Annotated in this window: 17 protein-coding genes, 1 pseudogene and 2 other annotated features; of the genes and pseudogenes, 10 read left to right on the top strand and 8 right to left on the bottom strand. The window is 34.6% G+C overall.

From position 1 onward, the window contains the following. Nucleotides 1-14 precede the first annotated feature (14 nt). Nucleotides 15-623, bottom strand: coding sequence for a TetR/AcrR family transcriptional regulator (locus KFD70_RS20330; RefSeq protein ID WP_336451331.1), 609 nt, complete (start codon nucleotides 621-623; stop codon nucleotides 15-17). Between the two features lie 182 nt (nucleotides 624-805). Here KFD70_RS20330 and KFD70_RS20325 point away from each other — a divergent pair, with 182 nt between their 5' ends. Then, nucleotides 806-1,240: a hypothetical protein gene (locus tag KFD70_RS20325; RefSeq protein ID WP_336451330.1), complete on the top strand. Its 435-nt coding sequence runs from the start codon at nucleotides 806-808 to the stop codon at nucleotides 1,238-1,240. 287 nt (nucleotides 1,241-1,527) lie between these two features. Here KFD70_RS20325 and KFD70_RS20320 read toward each other — a convergent pair. Then, a pseudogene (locus KFD70_RS20320) lies at nucleotides 1,528-1,887 on the bottom strand (IS6 family transposase); the annotation flags it as partial. Nucleotides 1,888-2,156: 269 nt separating this feature from the next. Between KFD70_RS20320 and KFD70_RS20315 the strand changes: the two are divergent. Continuing rightward, complete coding sequence (locus tag KFD70_RS20315; protein WP_336451329.1) at nucleotides 2,157-3,035, top strand: aminoglycoside phosphotransferase family protein; 879 nt, start codon at nucleotides 2,157-2,159, stop codon at nucleotides 3,033-3,035. A gap of 210 nt (nucleotides 3,036-3,245) precedes the next feature. Then, a complete protein-coding gene (locus tag KFD70_RS20310; protein WP_241816274.1) occupies nucleotides 3,246-3,626 on the top strand; it encodes a VOC family protein in 381 nt (126 codons plus the stop codon). A gap of 147 nt (nucleotides 3,627-3,773) precedes the next feature. Here the strand turns inward: KFD70_RS20310 and KFD70_RS20305 are convergent, their stop codons facing one another. Beyond that, on the bottom strand, nucleotides 3,774-4,358 hold the full coding sequence (locus tag KFD70_RS20305; protein WP_336451328.1) for an HAD-IA family hydrolase: 585 nt from the start codon (nucleotides 4,356-4,358) through the stop codon (nucleotides 3,774-3,776). Nucleotides 4,359-4,624: 266 nt separating this feature from the next. Between KFD70_RS20305 and KFD70_RS20300 the strand changes: the two genes are divergently transcribed. Continuing rightward, nucleotides 4,625-5,377, top strand: coding sequence for a phosphotransferase (locus KFD70_RS20300; RefSeq protein WP_336451327.1), 753 nt, complete (start codon nucleotides 4,625-4,627; stop codon nucleotides 5,375-5,377). Nucleotides 5,378-5,526: 149 nt separating this feature from the next. Here the strand turns inward: KFD70_RS20300 and KFD70_RS20295 are convergent, their stop codons facing one another. Then, on the bottom strand, nucleotides 5,527-5,907 hold the full coding sequence (locus KFD70_RS20295; RefSeq protein WP_336451326.1) for a VOC family protein: 381 nt from the start codon (nucleotides 5,905-5,907) through the stop codon (nucleotides 5,527-5,529). 302 nt (nucleotides 5,908-6,209) lie between these two features. Here KFD70_RS20295 and KFD70_RS20290 point away from each other — a divergent pair, with 302 nt between their 5' ends. Together KFD70_RS20290 and KFD70_RS20285 are read left to right on the top strand one after the other, a co-directional pair. Further along, nucleotides 6,210-6,701 carry a nitroreductase gene (locus KFD70_RS20290; protein WP_336451325.1) on the top strand — a complete coding sequence of 164 codons (492 nt, stop codon included), beginning with the start codon at nucleotides 6,210-6,212 and terminating at the stop codon, nucleotides 6,699-6,701. A gap of 39 nt (nucleotides 6,702-6,740) precedes the next feature. Beyond that, on the top strand, nucleotides 6,741-7,307 hold the full coding sequence (locus KFD70_RS20285; RefSeq protein ID WP_336451324.1) for a GNAT family N-acetyltransferase: 567 nt from the start codon (nucleotides 6,741-6,743) through the stop codon (nucleotides 7,305-7,307). Between the two features lie 317 nt (nucleotides 7,308-7,624). Here the strand turns inward: KFD70_RS20285 and KFD70_RS20280 are convergent, their stop codons facing one another. The 3 genes from KFD70_RS20280 to KFD70_RS20270 are packed head-to-tail and all read right to left on the bottom strand — an operon-like array spanning nucleotide 7,625 to nucleotide 9,017. Continuing rightward, nucleotides 7,625-8,077 carry a VOC family protein gene (locus KFD70_RS20280; RefSeq protein WP_336451323.1) on the bottom strand — a complete coding sequence of 151 codons (453 nt, stop codon included), beginning with the start codon at nucleotides 8,075-8,077 and terminating at the stop codon, nucleotides 7,625-7,627. Next, nucleotides 8,078-8,557, bottom strand: a complete 480-nt coding sequence (locus tag KFD70_RS20275; protein WP_336451322.1) for a GNAT family N-acetyltransferase — start codon at nucleotides 8,555-8,557, stop codon at nucleotides 8,078-8,080. It lies immediately after the preceding gene. 40 nt (nucleotides 8,558-8,597) lie between these two features. Next, nucleotides 8,598-9,017: an SgcJ/EcaC family oxidoreductase gene (locus tag KFD70_RS20270; protein WP_336451321.1), complete on the bottom strand. Its 420-nt coding sequence runs from the start codon at nucleotides 9,015-9,017 to the stop codon at nucleotides 8,598-8,600. 201 nt (nucleotides 9,018-9,218) lie between these two features. On the opposite strand from KFD70_RS20270, the gene KFD70_RS20265 reads away from it, so the two are divergent. Together KFD70_RS20265 and KFD70_RS20260 are read left to right on the top strand one after the other, a co-directional pair. Further along, nucleotides 9,219-9,755 (top strand): GNAT family N-acetyltransferase, encoded by a 537-nt coding sequence (locus tag KFD70_RS20265; RefSeq protein ID WP_336451320.1) that lies wholly within the window; start codon nucleotides 9,219-9,221, stop codon nucleotides 9,753-9,755. Nucleotides 9,756-9,775: 20 nt separating this feature from the next. After that, entirely contained in the window at nucleotides 9,776-10,300 is a 525-nt protein-coding gene (locus KFD70_RS20260; RefSeq protein ID WP_336451319.1) for a cysteine hydrolase family protein, read from the top strand. 132 nt (nucleotides 10,301-10,432) lie between these two features. Here the strand turns inward: KFD70_RS20260 and KFD70_RS20255 are convergent, their stop codons facing one another. After that, nucleotides 10,433-10,870 carry a YndM family protein gene (locus KFD70_RS20255; protein WP_241816258.1) on the bottom strand — a complete coding sequence of 146 codons (438 nt, stop codon included), beginning with the start codon at nucleotides 10,868-10,870 and terminating at the stop codon, nucleotides 10,433-10,435. A gap of 178 nt (nucleotides 10,871-11,048) precedes the next feature. On the opposite strand from KFD70_RS20255, the gene KFD70_RS20250 reads away from it, so the two are divergent. Together KFD70_RS20250 and KFD70_RS20245 are read left to right on the top strand one after the other, a co-directional pair. After that, the gene (locus KFD70_RS20250) at nucleotides 11,049-14,546 is read left to right on the top strand and encodes a DUF4020 domain-containing protein (protein ID WP_336451318.1); all 3,498 of its coding nucleotides are present in this window, start codon (nucleotides 11,049-11,051) and stop codon (nucleotides 14,544-14,546) included. 112 nt (nucleotides 14,547-14,658) lie between these two features. Then, nucleotides 14,659-14,891: a binding site (T-box leader), on the top strand. A 56-nt stretch (nucleotides 14,892-14,947) separates the two neighbouring features. Then, nucleotides 14,948-15,182: a binding site (T-box leader), on the top strand. A 139-nt stretch (nucleotides 15,183-15,321) separates the two neighbouring features. Beyond that, on the top strand, nucleotides 15,322-16,214 hold an 893-nt coding region (locus KFD70_RS20245), incomplete at its 3' end, for a bifunctional 3-deoxy-7-phosphoheptulonate synthase/chorismate mutase (RefSeq protein ID WP_431613308.1).

Below are 16,214 nucleotides of genomic sequence, written 5' to 3'. Positions count from 1 at the left end.
TATGTATAGAGTATTCATAAATTATCATCCATACAAAACAATTCGATGAGTTTTAATTGTTCATAAACATCGATTTCTGGATCAACCATTGAACGAAGTTCATAACCTTCCAATAAACTGATAAGCATATTGACCATAACACAAACATCTATATCAGTACGAATTTGTCCTAACTCTTGTCCTCTACGGATAATCTTTGACATGAAGTCTACCCAAGCCTGATACTGATTTAGCATCCATTCACGAACCATTTGATTTTTCCTTGAAAGAACGACCATCTGATGATGAGCAACAGTCCATAACTCCCGATCTACTCCTCCTGTACCTGCATGTACTAAATTCATCAATCGTTTTAATACCAATTTAACATTACATGTTTCATCCAATAATTCGTTTAAAATCTCTTCTACGATGTGATCAAAATCTCGATCTAATCGATTTTTTATAACTTCATATAGCAATTCTTCTTTATTCTTAAAATGAACATAGAATGAACCTTTTGTTTTTCCAGCGCCTTTCATAATCTCATCAATACTCATTGCATCATATCCCTTATCTGCAAGCAATTGAAAAGCGGAATCGATAACTTTCTTTTTAGTTTCTTTACCTTTTATATACTTCATATACAAACCTCTCCTTTATCTATCCTATAAATTCGTAAATCATCCATATCGACATATTATATTTTTAATCATTTAAACAAATATTTGGTAATTTCAGTGTAATATTTGCAGATAATTCATAATAATATAAAAACATTATAACCGTTTAGTATGAATTTATCTAATAATAAGGAGTTGGTTTAATGACATTATCTCAAGGAATTATAAAAAAATGGTTGTTAGTATTTGTTTTATGTTTTTCAATGTTTTTTGCAATTTTTCCTCAATCTAAAGCAGATGCTGCTGGAACCCAGACTTTTACTACTGAGGATGGAAAATATGACAATACTGCTTATTCAAGTGGTGGTACAAATGTACAAATTGATGTTTGGAATTTAACGAGAATTACAGATAACTGGAATCCATTTCCAGTTCGTCCTACTCAATTATCAGTTCGCTTATGTACTTTTAATTCAGGAAATTGTACAGGATATAAAACATTCGACACAATTAAATCAGGTTATGGACGGGTACAGTTTTATAACATGTTACCTGGATCATATAATGTAGACATTAGGGATCATATATATTGGACTAAAGTAAGTGGCAAAAACTTGGTAGTTGAATGGAAAAAGTAACAAAGGTGATGCAAATATTCTTATTTTTTCATTAAAAAAATGTATTAGACTAAATCTAGTTGATTTAAACATGTTAACAGTACTTTGGAATATAACAAACGGTAAGCACCTAAAAGTTTATTTAATTAACTTCCGGCTTCAAGAATTATGTGAACACAAAAGTCCTCCAGTTAAACAATCTGGAGGACTTTTAATAGTCTTCTAAATACATTGAATCCCGATAATGAGACGTTATGTGAACTAGAAATGAATGTATTATACATAAGTTGAATTGTGTTTCTTCTTCAAAAAAAGTGCTTTGCAGCCTTCTGATCTCTTGTTTTACTTAGGCAAAAATCGATTGTGTTTCCTTTCGAATCAACAGCACGATACAGATACATCCATTGTCCTTTTACTTTGATGGACGTTTCGTTCACTTTCCATGAGTCATTTGTTTGTTTGAGATAACGTCGAATTCGCTTATCCAACTCAGGACCATATTGATGTACCCAACGTATAATGATTGTGTGAAATATGGATAGGCCTCGTTCCTCCATCATTTCCACCAAATCATGGAAACTTAAGTTGTACCGTAGGTACCATCTCACGGTTAATAAAATAATATCCGGTTGATAATGTTTCCACTTGAATAGATTTTGATTTTTCATACTGATCACGTCCTTTTTAGAATACTAGTATTAGTATGTCCAAGATTTAGAGATTACTTGCAATTATCTTGAGGTTTTTGCAACAGAACCTTTAATCTAATGGGGAGCAATGCTCCATAATACTCAACCAAAAAAACAAGTTGGGTGACATGTAATGATCCGAGGGGGTTACAATGTGATGAATTTTACGGGATGGAAATATCAGAACGTTTATGAAGGACACGACGGTTGCGAATTGTACGTCAGAGCTACGGAGGGGGGAGCGTGCGATGTGTGAGAAGATGCACGTTGACGAATTGGAAATTGACGAGCGCCTTGTGCGTAGTTTGCTTGTGGATCAGTTCCCAAACTGGGCAAAACTGTCCCTACGGCGGGTCGAGCCAATTGGCACGGTAAACGCCATTTTCCGACTTGGCGACGAATATTCCGTTCGGCTCGCACGAAGGGCAGGTCCGACGACACCAGAAAGTCGCGAGTTCACATGGCTGCCAAAACTTGCACCATTAGTTTCGCTTGATATCCCTATGCCTATCGCTCAGGGGCGTCCCAATAACGAATATCCATGGTTTTGGGAGGTACATACGTGGGTTGAGGGCGATACGGTGCCTATAGAGGAGATTGACGAGATTCAGGCAGCGCGTGATCTTGCAGTGTTCATCGCAGCACTGCAACAAGTCGATTCATCGGGAGGGCCGTTAGGACGTGGCATTCCTTTGGCCCAACGGGACAAGGACTTTCGATACTGGCTAGCGCGATTTGATGGCGACCCTGCAGTTTCTGCTGTGTGGGAGTCGGCTCTTGCTGCACCTCCGTGGAACGGCCCTCCTGTTTGGCATCACGGCGATCTAGATGTACGTAACTGGCTCGTACGAAATAAGCGCATTAGCGGTGTGATTGATTGGGGTGAAATGGGCATCGGCGATCCTGCGTGCGATGTGATGGTTGCATGGAAGTTGCATTCGCCAGCGGCGCGTGATGCGTTCCGTGAGGCTTTTCCGATGGATGACGCTACGTGGGCAAGGGCCCGTGGATGGGTCGTATCACAAGCAGTCGCAATCCTCGCTTACTACACGCCGGAAAACAATCCGATTCTTTACAATGAGGCGAAAGCCTGGCTCGATCTAGTGCTGAGAGACGAATTGTTTTGATTGGTGAAGTAGGGGGTAGTTGTACTTTGTTAGCTTGATAGCGATGTGACGCTACCCCTAAAAAATAAGAGATAAGAAATACATAAAGCCTCTAGAAACATTAAAAAATGTTAGAAATCTAAAAAATTTTTAATCATAAAAACACTTTGAAGAGAATGCTAGTTCGTATATACTGAATACAATTGAAGTAGAAGAAGGGAAGAAAAGATGATGATTCATAAAGTCGGTCAAATTATGTTATATGTAAACAATCAAGATGAGGCTATACAATTTTGGACAGAAAAAGTAGGATTCCACTTAGTTTCCGATGAAAATAACGGTCAAGGGTTTAGGTGGATTGAAATTGCGCCAACAGAGAAAGCTGAAACGAGCATTGTGCTACATAATAAAGAGTTAATTGCAAAAATGCAGCCTGAATTAAACTTGAATACACCATCCATGTTGTTTTTCACCCAAGACATCGATAAGTTATATAAAGACTTTGTAGGGAAGGAAATTACAGTCGGGGAAATTGTAAATATGCCGTCTGGTAGAGCTTTTAATTTTGCTGATCATGAGGGGAATTATTTTGCAATTATGGAGAAAAAGTAATTGTCGATTGGAAATGATATTATGTCGTTTTAAAGAATGTTAAGATCCTGCTTTACAGGGTCTTATTTTATTAGGCTCTGTTAATGAATTATGTTGATAATAATACAGTAAAAGAACCAAACTTTAGTCCTTTTACTGTATATATTGTTAATCGGCCACTTGTTTCGTTAACGCAATATCAATATTAAAAAACTCTGAGTAGTCCTGTAAATGATAATCAGCTAAATCACTTTGACTTTGAAATATGCATGTTGAAATTCCTAATTCTTTAGCGGGTAATAAATCTAATTCTCTGTCTCCAATAACTAAATCGATTCTGTGTTTTGTGTGTAAATGAACATATGCTAATGGATTGGGTTTTCGAGGGAAACCATCGTCAATCGTAACCATATCAGCAAAGTATTTATCCCATCCATAGTAATTTAAGATAGCTAAAACCCCGTCCCTATGCTTATGGGTCATAATTACATTTTTATTTGCAAATTTCAAGACTTTTTCTACATTATCAAACGGTTTCATTTCTTTTGGAGACAGTTTCTTCTGTAGAGTTTTTATTTCTTTTTCTTGATTGCTGGAAATGTTATAGTAATCAATTGCATGAGAATACGAAATTTTCAACTTTTCATAGATTTCCTGTTTATCCACCACATTTCCTAAAGCCTGAGAGAGTATGTTTGTATACGCAGGATAAGTATCAAATAATGTGCCATCAAAATCCCATAAAATGTTCAATTAAACCACCCTTTTTATAATTATATCAATATAAATTCGTTAAGCTAATGTAAACTCCTCCTTTTATAGACCTACCCGAATGGACGAACAGGGTATAATCCTAAATACGAGATTTAATAATGCATCCTTTGCGCCAATATTGTGAACAGAGTCTTTTAGTAAAGAAAGAGATAGTTTAGTAATGAAAGGTCTTCACTATAATTACATCGAATTTATTAGATGAAGTGTAAGGTATTATTGTAATTTATCTTAAGGAGAGGGAATACATGAACCTAGGTAATCCAATAGCTATTGGGAATACAGCGAAGATATATCTTTATGATAATAAAATTATAAAAGTATTTAAAAAGCATTTTCCAAATACAGAATCTTTATATGAAGCAAAGAAACAAAAATACGCTTATTCATGCGGGCTTCACGTCCCAAGGGTATTAGAAGTCAAAGAAATAAATAGTAGACAAGCAATAATAATGGAATATGTAAAAGGGAAAACAGTAGGTGATCTCTTAATTCAGAATATGGAACGAGCTGAGCATTACATAGGTATTTGTGTTAATACACAACAAAAGGTGCATGCTGTTGTTTCTGATTCGGATTTACTTGAACTGATGTCAGAAAAGCTACATCGCCAAATTGAATCTGTACGGTATCTAGATGAGAAACAAAAGAATAAATTGTTGAGGAAATTAGATTCAATGGTATTTGAACCTAGGCTATGTCATGGAGATTTTCATCCATTTAATTTGATCATGAATAATGATGACGTGAAAATTATTGACTGGGTTGATGCTAGCTCGGGAGATATTTGTGCAGATGTATACCGAACATATTTATTGTATGCCCAGTCTTCAGTAGAATTAGCTGAAATGTATTTACGTATATATTGCAAAAATACCGGTTTATCAAGGGATAATGTTTTGGATTGGGCTCCTATTATTGCTGGGGCAAGATTATCAGAAAATTTATCTTCAGAAAATATAGAACATCTAAAGAGGTTGGTAGACCAGTATTGTAATTAAGAGAAACGATAGAATCAGCATTTCTGTAATCACCAAAATTTTAAAACGCGACAGTATTAGACAGTAAAACCGTTCAAAATTTTCGAACGGTTTTTTGGTGTTATTGCATTTCATAATTTAAATATCAAATAATAAATAAATGTATTTTGCTAGATAGTTATCTCAATATGATTTCCTTCTGGATCACTAATTACGCTTTCATAATAGCCATCTCCAGTGAAGCGTGGTCCATTTAATACAGGATATCCAGCTTCTTTTAATGTTTTGGTTAGTTGATTCACATTTTCTTCACTACCAACAGAAAAAGCCAAGTGAGCATAACCAGTTATATTGGGATTAGGTTTATCTTCTATTCCTTTCTTTCGCATAATTTCAAGACGTGCTCCAGATTCAAAAGTAATAAAGTAAGATTCAAAGTGTTTAGCTTTATTGTGATATAAAGAATTTGCCTCTCCATTAAAGTATTGTGTATAGAAAGTGCGCATTACCTCTAAATCATTTACCCAAATCGCTATATGTTCAATTTTCATTTGTTTCACCAGTCCTATTCTTATGTGAATTTATATAGACTCAGCCAAATATTTATGGACTAATAATCAGTGGAGATGAAAACACTGATTAGAGCTTCACTTTATTAAATTTGAAACGATATTTCAAGAAATAAGAATGAATGCTGGAAGAAAGCGATTTTAGATATAGAAATGGAAAAGTTATTTAGCAAAGGTTTATGCTAATTTTTTGACACGGGAATACATAGAATTTGTAATAAAATGAGTCTTTTACATAGTAATAAAAGGTTTCTGGTAATTACAAGTAAGGAGGGAGAGAATTTATGGGTCAATATGAACAAATGTTACTAGTGGGAGCAATTATGTCTATTATACTATCAATTATGATTTTAGGGTCATTATATTATAATCCGCGTCTATGGCTAAATGACTATCCTAAGGATATTCAAAAAGCTGTTCTGCCAAAAACAATTGATGAAAAAAGACAAACTTTATATTTTGGAATTGTATATAATGTAATTCTTTTCGGAACACCGTTGATTTCAACTTTTTTACTAAATCAACATGAGAAATTATTGTTTATAGATGCTTTTTTGCATTCTTTTGGAATATTAATGATTTTTAATTTGGTGGATTTACTCATTATAGATTGGCTTATATTTTGCTGGATTACCCCGAGATTTGTTATTATTCCCAGTACAGAAGGGATGAAAGGATATAAAGATTATAAGATGCATCTAAGAGGGGCAATGATTGGTACGCCTTTCCTCATAATTGCTAGTTTATTCATTGCTGGAATTGCTATAAATATTTAGTACGAGGAATATATTATGTTTTAGTTAGAGGAGATAAGGATGGATATTTTTATTAGGAAACTAGAATTAGAAGATTTGAATGAATTTCCTGAAATTGATGATAGTTTTACGGTGGATTCTAAGCTAGTTCTTTCATTAAGGGCGATGGATCAACGAATAGAATACACAGTGCAAGAAATACCAAGCTATGAGAAAAATTATTCAGAGGATAGATATACGGAGGATCAAGAGGGTGATTTAGATTATAGCGAATATGTTAATAATCCAGATAAAATCATTTATTTGGCGTTTATGGATCACCAAATAATTGGAATGATTATATTAAAGAGGAATTGGAATGGTTTTGCTTACGTGGAAGATATAAAAGTAGATAAGCAGTTTAGACAGCTTGGAGTTGGCAAAAGATTAATTGAACGGGCAAAGCATTGGGCGCAAGCTTGTGAAATGCCAGGAATCATGCTGGAGACACAGTACAATAACGTTAGAGCATGCAAGTTTTATGAGAGTTGTGGATTTGTTATAGGTGGCTTTGATTTTCTTGTATATAAAGGGATAAATGAGCAAAGTGATGAAATTGCAATTTACTGGTATTTTATATTTGAATAGAAACAAGTAAAAGAAGAGTAACTTTAAAAATGTAAAGGTGCTCTTCTTTTATGAAGGATCTGTTAAAATATGTTAATGATTTTTAATAAAAATTCAAAGGAAACCCAATTTATCCCGCTACTTTAGGGCAATAATACTCCCACCTCAAAATTCGGTGAAAGTAAAGAAGTTAGGTAGGAGATAAACTGCCTGTAAAGGTCCGATTGGTGAGGGCTAATAATCAGTGGGGGATGAGGACCCCCCACTGATTAAAGTTTCACTTTATATAGGTTTCCCTATTCTGGGTTAAACTAATACCTCTTTAGTTGAATAGGATGCTAATTTGATTGTGTCCATTCACTTAAATACATACGCTTTGTAATATTTTTAGGGTTTTCAAGTTTACATATAAATTCTAAACTGTTCCCATCAGGGTCATTAAAATGGATTTTTGCATGAGCTATGCTACTATGTGCCATAACAAATGGTTCAATTGGTTTAAATCCAAATGTTTCTCTAGGTTCAAATCCTTTTTCATTCAACCAAGCAACTGAATTTTTTAATCCTTCTAAAGAAACTTGAAAAGCTATGTGTCTTATTGAAGGGTGATATTCAAGTTCTACTTTGTCTGTTTCCCATAATCCCAACCAACTTTTATTTTTTTCAATCCATAAGAATGCCACTTTATCTTCATGACGATGGGAAAATTCCAAACCAAGTCCTTTGTAAAATTCAATCGAACGCTTTAAATCGCTAACTGGTAAATGCGCTTCATATAATCCTATTATCATCTATATATACTTCCTTAAAATTAAGGAATATGTCATTTCACCGTATGTGTAAATGTTATCATCAGAAAAACCAAGTTTTTTATAGAATTTTTGGCCCGAAGCATTTTCAGGATGCACAGTTAAGCGAATGCGGTGGCAAGATAGATGAACGGTTTTTATATGGTCAATTATCGCTTTGATTGCCGTGGCTCCAAACCCTTTTCCTTGATATCCTTTGTCGATAAAAAAATGAAACAGCCAAAAGTCCTTTTGACAATCCGGTTCGTAGTGCAAATTAAAGAAACCAACCATTTTTTCATTATGATAAATTCCAAAAGGTTCAATCATTTTATCATCCGGCCTAATATATGCTTTAGCAAGTGCAATAGCAACAGGTGGTGTAATTTCAGAAACGAACTTTTGCTGCTCAATGTTTACAGAAAGCGTGAGAGCCTCTCGCCAATTGTCAGAAGTTATTTTCTTCAAAGTTACTTGAGGCATAAGTCGTAACCTCCAGTCTAAATAGGGGATATGGGAAAAGCTATTGAACTAGTGTATTCTGCCCGGCAGCAATTTTCCACGTTTCCTTTTCTTTGACCATTACATAAACAGCAAGACTGCCTTGCTCATCTTCTATTATTTTTCCTTCAGAGGTTGTTGGATATTGTCTAATATGTGTGATAGCTACGTCGGAACGTATAAATGTAATACTTTCAACTGTATAACAAGCATATGAATCACGAAGAGGTCCCGCTAAAAGAACTTTGTGCGTCTCATTGATTTGTTTCCAACCAGATAGCTTCTTGCCAAATGCGTTAACCCATGTGGCATTCAAGGTGAAGTGGCGATCTAATTCATCCGCATTATGTGCATTAAATGCATTTTCAACTTCAGTAATTGTATGCTGGATTGCATATATTTCTCCTTGTTGTTGTTCTTTTGAATCGAAAGCTTTAGACATATTTATTCCTCCTATGTTGGTTTGATATCTATAGATTACTAAATTAAAGTTTCTGTAACATCCAGCAAGAGTAGTATTTTTTTGAATAAAAACTGATACGAAGGTATGATGGCAAGGCGGTGTATCATATTCACTGTCTAATAAAAGGAGTAAACCCAATAAGTCTAGAATATTATAATGTTATGAATAAGGGGGAAAAGTATGTTATTGCAAAAAGGTAAATTGTCGATTAGATATGTTGTAGAAGATGATGTGAAAACCATCTCAAAATGGTTAACAACTTCAGAAGTTTTACAATATTACGAAGGACGAGATAATCCACAAACGCCAGAGCAAGTACGAACTCATTTTGTTCATAACATAAAGAGTGATGAGAAAAAATGTGTGGTAGAATACGCAGGGAAACCAATTGGATATATACAAATTTATCCCGTAGATTCAGAATGGAAAAATCTATATGGTTATATAAAAAAACAAAATATATGGGGGATGGATCAATTCATTGGCGACACAGCATATTGGAATAAGGGAATCGGTACAGAGCTTGTGAAAGCTGCGATTACATATATTATCAATGAATTAGAGGCAGAAGCAATTGCGATGGATCCAAGAGTAAGTAACGAACGTGCTATTCGTTGTTATGAAAAATGTGGATTTCAAAAGGTGAAAAAATTAAAAGAACATGAGCTTCATGAAGGGAAATTAGAAGACTGTTGGATGATGGAGTATAGAAAATAAGGGGAAGGGAGCGATGTATGATGAAAAAAGCATTGTTAGTAATAGATGTTCAAGAAGGTATGTATACAGCAGGAGGACCAGTATACAAAGGGCGGGAGTTATTAAAAACGTTGCAAGAGTTAATTCGAAAATGTCGTTTACATGAAATTCCTGTTATTTATGTCCAGCATAATGGCCCCAAAGGTCACCCTTTAGCAAAAGGAAAACCGGAATGGAATATTCATTCTGCCATTGCACCGAAAGATGGTGACATCATGATCGAAAAAGAAACACCAGATTCATTCCATAAAACGAATCTACGTAAAGTATTACAAGATAATGAAATTGAACATGTCATCATGTCAGGGATGCAAACTGAATACTGTGTGGATACGACGACTCGTAGAGCATTTAGTGAAGGATATAAAATAACTTTGGTTCGCGATGCACATAGTACATTTGACTCGGAGCAATTAAGTGCGGAAGAAATTGTTAAGCATCATAATACAGTACTGGGTGCATTTGCTGATGTTGTGGATTTCAAAAATATAAAGATTGAAGTATAAAATCGAATTGAAAGGAAATAGTGACAACAGATAGCGGAATGCTTCCATAATCTATTATGGAGCAATATAACCAAAAGAAAAGTTAATGTAAAAGAAGGATGTCATGATATAGTTTGTGACATCCTTCTTTGTTTATTTTTTCTTATCTTTATCTAAAATATTTTGTTCTTCAGCAAATTCAGTTCCATATGCGAATCGGCCATTCATATTAATTCGTTCACCTTTATGTCTTTCATGCGTATGAGAAAAACGATGCACAAATACTTCAGATAATGTAAAGACAAGAGCAGACAAAATACTCCCCCATGCGATTTGCATGTAATTGTCCAATAAAATGTTACCGAAAATCCACACGCTTAAATAGGTTAACAAAAAGTCAGCCATAATAGCAGCGGAATTGCCAACACGGTCCAAAAGGATTTTATCAACAAACATGTAAGAAACAATGGTTACGAATAAGCTAAAGGAAATAACGTCAACGATTGTTGCATCGAAAAACAAATCAAGCCCGATAGCAAAAGCAATGATACACGATACGAATTTAATAAGCACAATAGTAAAATTGCTCAAGGTGCACACCTCCTGTTTTTCCATAGTTTTGGTATAAAACGAGAAGTTCATACATTTCTACATGATCGTAAATAAAATTTTTTCATGTGGAACAACTTGTCTAAATATTAAAAAAACAAATGAAAAATGTTATAGTAAAATGAGAGCGTATGACATTTTTAGGTAAGGGGGGATCCAGATGTGGATTACTTCAGAAGTAGAAATTCCAGATGAATTATTTGATAATCTTGAGCAAGGTAGGCTTGTATTATTTGTCGGAGCAGGGGTTTCTATGAAAGGGAAATCAAACTTACCAAACTTTGATGATTTAGTGGATGAAATTGCGAACGCTTTATATGTCGACAAGCGTGAAATAACAGAACCACATGATTATTATCTCGGAAAAGTTGCGAAGACAAAAGATGTACATCAAGTGGCACAAGATCTTGTTGATGTGAAAAATTCAAAACCGAATCCATTACATTATGCAATTCCACGGCTTTTTTCAGATGATATCGATGTCCGCATTGTAACAACAAATTTTGATCAACATTTTACAAGTGTAATTCGAGAAATGAATCGAGATATCAATATATATTATGCACCTGCACTTCCAACAGGTAGAGCGTTTAAAGGATTAGCATATATACATGGTAATGTAGAACAGGAAAAAGAAAATTTAATATTAACAGATGGTGACTTTGGAAGGGCTTACTTGACGGAAGGATGGGCAAGAAGATTTTTAGTCGATTTATTTTCAAATTATACAGTATTATTCATCGGATATAGTCATAATGATCCTGTTATGAAATATTTAGCAACAGGCTTGCCGCCGAGTACAAGACGTTATGCATTTGTTGCACAAGGAGATAATACATATCATTGGGAGCATTTAGGAGTAAGGCCTATTGTCTATCCAAATAAAGCAAACAATCATCAAGCGCTTGTTCAAGCGGTGAAGCGCTGGGCTGAATTAATGGGAGATAATTATATTACAAAAAGAATGCGGATTCGCGATATCGTGACAGTCCCACCGTCAGTTGAACAAGAGCAATTATCATATATAAAGCAATCCGTAAAAAAAATTGAAACACTCCGGTATTTTATAGAATTTGCTCGCGATTATGAGTGGGTGGAATGGTTAGAGGCAGAAGGAAAACTTCAAAATTTATTTTTGCTGTCTGCTATCCATAACGAAGAGGATGAATTGCTGTCTGCTTGGCTCGTCAAACAATTTCTTTTTAGCCATCAAAAGGAATTATTTCAGCTTATTTATAGAAATCACTCGAAAATTTCTCCTTTGTTATGGCGAACGATTTGCACGTATTTAAACGAGACAAAAGAGCAGATTGAACCGCTACTATTCGCAAAATGGACATTACTTTTACTAGAAACAGCAGAAAAAAATAGCGGCTCTATAGAATTGGTTTCATATTTGTTACATAAATGTTCTTTTCCTGAACATAAAGAGATTTGCGTCTTATTGTTGGCGTTTATTTTGGATGGGAAAATTAAATTAAAACGTGTGAGAAAATGGGAACACGATATGCAAGATTCGATTGAATTAGAAGAAACAAGTCGGTTGCCAGTTTCGGTGTTTTCATTCGTACAACAGATTTGGGATGAAAGAATGAAACCGCACATTGCGTATTTTGCCGATCCCATTATGGTTATGGGATTAGAAAAAATGCAAATGTTATTTTTAAGACAGGCTGCATTGGAGAAAAAGGACGGTGTGACATATCATACAGTCGAATTTTCAGAGCATGATTTACAGCCAAAAGATTTTACATTTTTAATTCGTATTGTAAAAGAGTGTCTCACATATTTATGTGAAAATAATAAGAGAAAAGCTAACTACTATATCGCCCAAATGATTGAAACTGATAGTATATTACAAAAAAGAATTGCCATAGCTGCGATGAGTAAAAATATATTTGTAACTGACGATGAAAAAATGAAATGGTTATTAGAGCAAAAGTTACTTTTACATGTTACATATAGACATGAAGTATTTAAGTTTTTAAAGAACCATTATTCACTTGCTTCGGAACAAAGTAAGCAAGAAGTGTTACAAAAGGTGATGAAACAGCTTGTTAATGATAGGATTTTTGATGCTTGTTTTGTTATGGATTTACTTTATATATGTGATCCGGATAGTAATTGTACAGCAGAGGCATATAAAAAAATGAAACAAAAACACCCTCATTTTTCCCCAAAACGTTACGGTGAAAAGCAAGTAGAGGATGCTGTCCAAAGTATTACATGTAATGTAACAGCCGATGGGTTATTGCAGCTGAAAGACCATGAAATGATGGAACAAGTTAGGCTCTTTTCTCATGACGGTATTTTTGAACAACGACATTTTTTAGAAATGTTATCAAAAGCATGTAAATTGAATATAGAGTGGAGCATTTCACTTGCCTATCAATTAGCTAGGGAAAGTAAGGTAAGTAATGAAGTATGGTTTGTCTGTATTAGGGCATGGAGAAATAATCGCAAGCTTACAAATCAACAGATACAAAAAATCATTCCACTCTTACAACAATTTGTAAGAAATCCATCTTTTCATTGGTTAATTAGCAGTTTTCTTTATGAAATTAGCAACCGATTAGAAGAATTTCAAGAGGATAGTATACGGGTTGTGAAACGATTTTCCGTCTCTGTATTTCCTCAAGTGATGAGAAGTGATTTGAATTTCAATTTAGAAGAACATGACTTTTATAATGAATCTATTCAGCATCCTATTGGAAAGGTGACGTCAGTATTATTAAAGTTACTCGCGTATGACCACTTATACGATCGGAATATTTACGAATACTTGTTTTTATTTGAAGAACAAATGCGAATCTGTTCACGGAATACAAATTACATGTTTGCACGGTTAACGGCAGATATAACATTTTTATATCATATTGAGAAACAATGGTGTAGAAAAAATTTGCTCCCTTATCTTGATTTAAAAAAACAAGAAAAAGCAATCAAATATGCATGGGCAGGACTCTGCTATACACAAATAAATTTACCGTTATTTACAGAGATAAAGAGATACATTACATATGCGGCCCAGCATTTATATTTGTTACATCCTCATACAAAAGAAGTGTTCTTAAAGTGGCTCAGCTTTGTTTTTATTAAATGTGTATTGTATTGGGAGCAGCGAGCAGATTGGTTATATCTACTTTTTATACAGGAAACGGAAAACGACAAAATTAAGTTTATGGAACATTTATGTTATTATGTGAAAACATTAAGCGCAAGAGAACAACAAAAATTTTGGGAATTTTGGTTAGCTGGATTTTTAATGGAACGTCCAAAAATGAGTTCTATAACAGGTAGGGAATATGTCATGTTTTTACGCTTTGTTTTATGTATGGATGAAGTTGCAGAAAAGGGATTGCAAACAATTCTTACCCATTTTTCGCCACCATCAGAACGTTACAATCAAGCAGAAATAAAGCAACTATTTTTGTCTGTTTTAGAAAAGAAAAAGAACATGAAAGACCATGTAGAAGCCTATGGTGAGTTGTTTTTTTCGCTATTACAAAACCTTCACGAAGCAAATTCTTTTGAAAATGAAATCATTGAAATTAAACAATTATTAACAGAGTACCAATTGAAAAGTGATTTACTTACATCTATTCAAAACGAAATGATACGAATTGGAATTATAATGACAAATTTACAAGGTGGATAATGGGTAAAGAGTGGATTTTAAAAAAAACAAATAAAAAGTTATTGACAGTCTTTGAAAAAGCATTCTATAATACGAATCATAACTTATTCAATTTCAAAAACATTTGGATAAACAAAGTGCAATGAAGGGATCACAGTAGTGAGGATCTTACTGTAACAGAGAGCTGATGGTTGGTGTGAATCAGTACAGGGATAATCATGAATTACAGTCCTGGAGCATCTTTTTTGGATTAAAGACATATATTCTTTATGAAGAAAAGGCGGTCAAATGATCGTTAACAGTGAAGAGAGGTAGACGAAATTAGTCTACAACTAGGGTGGTACCGCGATAAATATCGTCCCTACTGATTGGATCAGTAGGGACTTTTTGTATTTTTTGTGGTATGGCTTGACAATGGAATATGACATGCGGTGAAAGGAAAAGGAGTAGTAGTTGTTTCCCTGTAACAGAGAGCTGGTGGTTGGTGTGAACCAGTACAAAAACAAGTGCGAATTACAGTCCTGGAGCATCTTTTTCGTAGTAAAGATTTGTTTTCTTTATGAAGGGAAAGACGGTCGAACGATCGTTAACAGTGAAGAGAGGTAGACGAAATCAGTCTACAATTAGGGTGGTACCGCGATAAATATCGTCCCTACTGAGTAGATCAGTAGGGATTTTTTGTACACAGAAAAGGCGGTATCGATCTCATACTAAGGTTTTGTAAGTTTTCAATTCAGAAAATAGGGAATTTTTATTCTCTTGCAATAGTTTTAAACATTAAAAGGAGGATTTTAAAATGGCAAATCATGAGTTAGAACAATTACGTAAACAGGTGGATAAAATCAATTTACAGTTACTAGAACTTTTAAATGAGAGAGGTAAAATCGTTCAAAAGATTGGAGAACAAAAGCAAGTGCAAGGTACGAAACGTTTTGACCCAGTACGTGAGCGTGAAGTGCTTGATATGATCGCAGAACACAATGAAGGTCCTTTCGAAACTTCAACAGTTCAACACATTTTCAAAACAATTTTCAAAGCGAGCTTAGAACTGCAAGAAGATGACAACCGTAAAGCATTACTTGTTTCACGTAAAAAGAAAAAAGAGAATACAATCGTTGATGTAAAAGGTGAGTTACTAGGAAATGGAACGCAAACATTCATCATGGGACCTTGTGCTGTAGAAAGCTTAGAGCAAGTTCGCCTAGTAGGGCAAGCGATGAAAAAACAAGGATTAAAATTAATGCGCGGCGGTGCTTTCAAACCGAGAACATCACCATACGATTTCCAAGGATTAGGGATAGAAGGACTACAAATTTTACGACAAGTAGCTGATGAATTTGATCTAGCGATTATCAGTGAAATCTTAAATCCAAACGATGTAGAAATGGCTCTTGATTACGTTGATGTCATTCAAGTCGGGGCACGAAATATGCAAAACTTTGATTTATTAAGAGCTGTGGGTAAAGTAAATAAACCTGTGTTATTAAAACGAGGTTTAGCAGCAACAATTGATGAGTTCATTAATGCAGCTGAATACATCATCGCACAAGGAAATGATCAAATTATATTATGTGAGCGCGGTATCCGCACATACGAAAGAGCAACGCGTAATACGTTAGATATTTCAGCTGTACCAATCTTAAAGAAAGAAACACATTTACCTGTTGTTGTAGACGTAACGCATTCTAC

Source organism: Bacillus pfraonensis (genome assembly GCF_050768835.1).
GTDB lineage: Bacteria > Bacillota > Bacilli > Bacillales > Bacillaceae_G > Bacillus_A > Bacillus_A pfraonensis.
This window is presented reverse-complemented; position numbering and strand designations above follow the sequence as displayed.

Excerpts from the sequence above, each read along its gene's own strand:
- KFD70_RS20330 (WP_336451331.1), bottom strand. The coding sequence starts at position 623 with ATGAAGTATATAAAAGGTAAAGAAACTAAAAAGAAAGTTATCGATTCC.
- KFD70_RS20325 (WP_336451330.1), top strand. The coding sequence starts at position 806 with ATGACATTATCTCAAGGAATTATAAAAAAATGGTTGTTAGTATTTGTT.
- KFD70_RS20315 (WP_336451329.1), top strand. The coding sequence starts at position 2,157 with ATGTGTGAGAAGATGCACGTTGACGAATTGGAAATTGACGAGCGCCTT.
- KFD70_RS20310 (WP_241816274.1), top strand. The coding sequence starts at position 3,246 with ATGATTCATAAAGTCGGTCAAATTATGTTATATGTAAACAATCAAGAT.
- KFD70_RS20300 (WP_336451327.1), top strand. The coding sequence starts at position 4,625 with ATGAACCTAGGTAATCCAATAGCTATTGGGAATACAGCGAAGATATAT.
- KFD70_RS20295 (WP_336451326.1), bottom strand. The coding sequence starts at position 5,907 with ATGAAAATTGAACATATAGCGATTTGGGTAAATGATTTAGAGGTAATG.
- KFD70_RS20290 (WP_336451325.1), top strand. The coding sequence starts at position 6,210 with ATGGGTCAATATGAACAAATGTTACTAGTGGGAGCAATTATGTCTATT.
- KFD70_RS20285 (WP_336451324.1), top strand. The coding sequence starts at position 6,741 with ATGGATATTTTTATTAGGAAACTAGAATTAGAAGATTTGAATGAATTT.
- KFD70_RS20280 (WP_336451323.1), bottom strand. The coding sequence starts at position 8,077 with ATGATAATAGGATTATATGAAGCGCATTTACCAGTTAGCGATTTAAAG.
- KFD70_RS20275 (WP_336451322.1), bottom strand. The coding sequence starts at position 8,557 with ATGCCTCAAGTAACTTTGAAGAAAATAACTTCTGACAATTGGCGAGAG.
- KFD70_RS20270 (WP_336451321.1), bottom strand. The coding sequence starts at position 9,017 with ATGTCTAAAGCTTTCGATTCAAAAGAACAACAACAAGGAGAAATATAT.
- KFD70_RS20265 (WP_336451320.1), top strand. The coding sequence starts at position 9,219 with ATGTTATTGCAAAAAGGTAAATTGTCGATTAGATATGTTGTAGAAGAT.
- KFD70_RS20260 (WP_336451319.1), top strand. The coding sequence starts at position 9,776 with ATGAAAAAAGCATTGTTAGTAATAGATGTTCAAGAAGGTATGTATACA.
- KFD70_RS20250 (WP_336451318.1), top strand. The coding sequence starts at position 11,049 with ATGTGGATTACTTCAGAAGTAGAAATTCCAGATGAATTATTTGATAAT.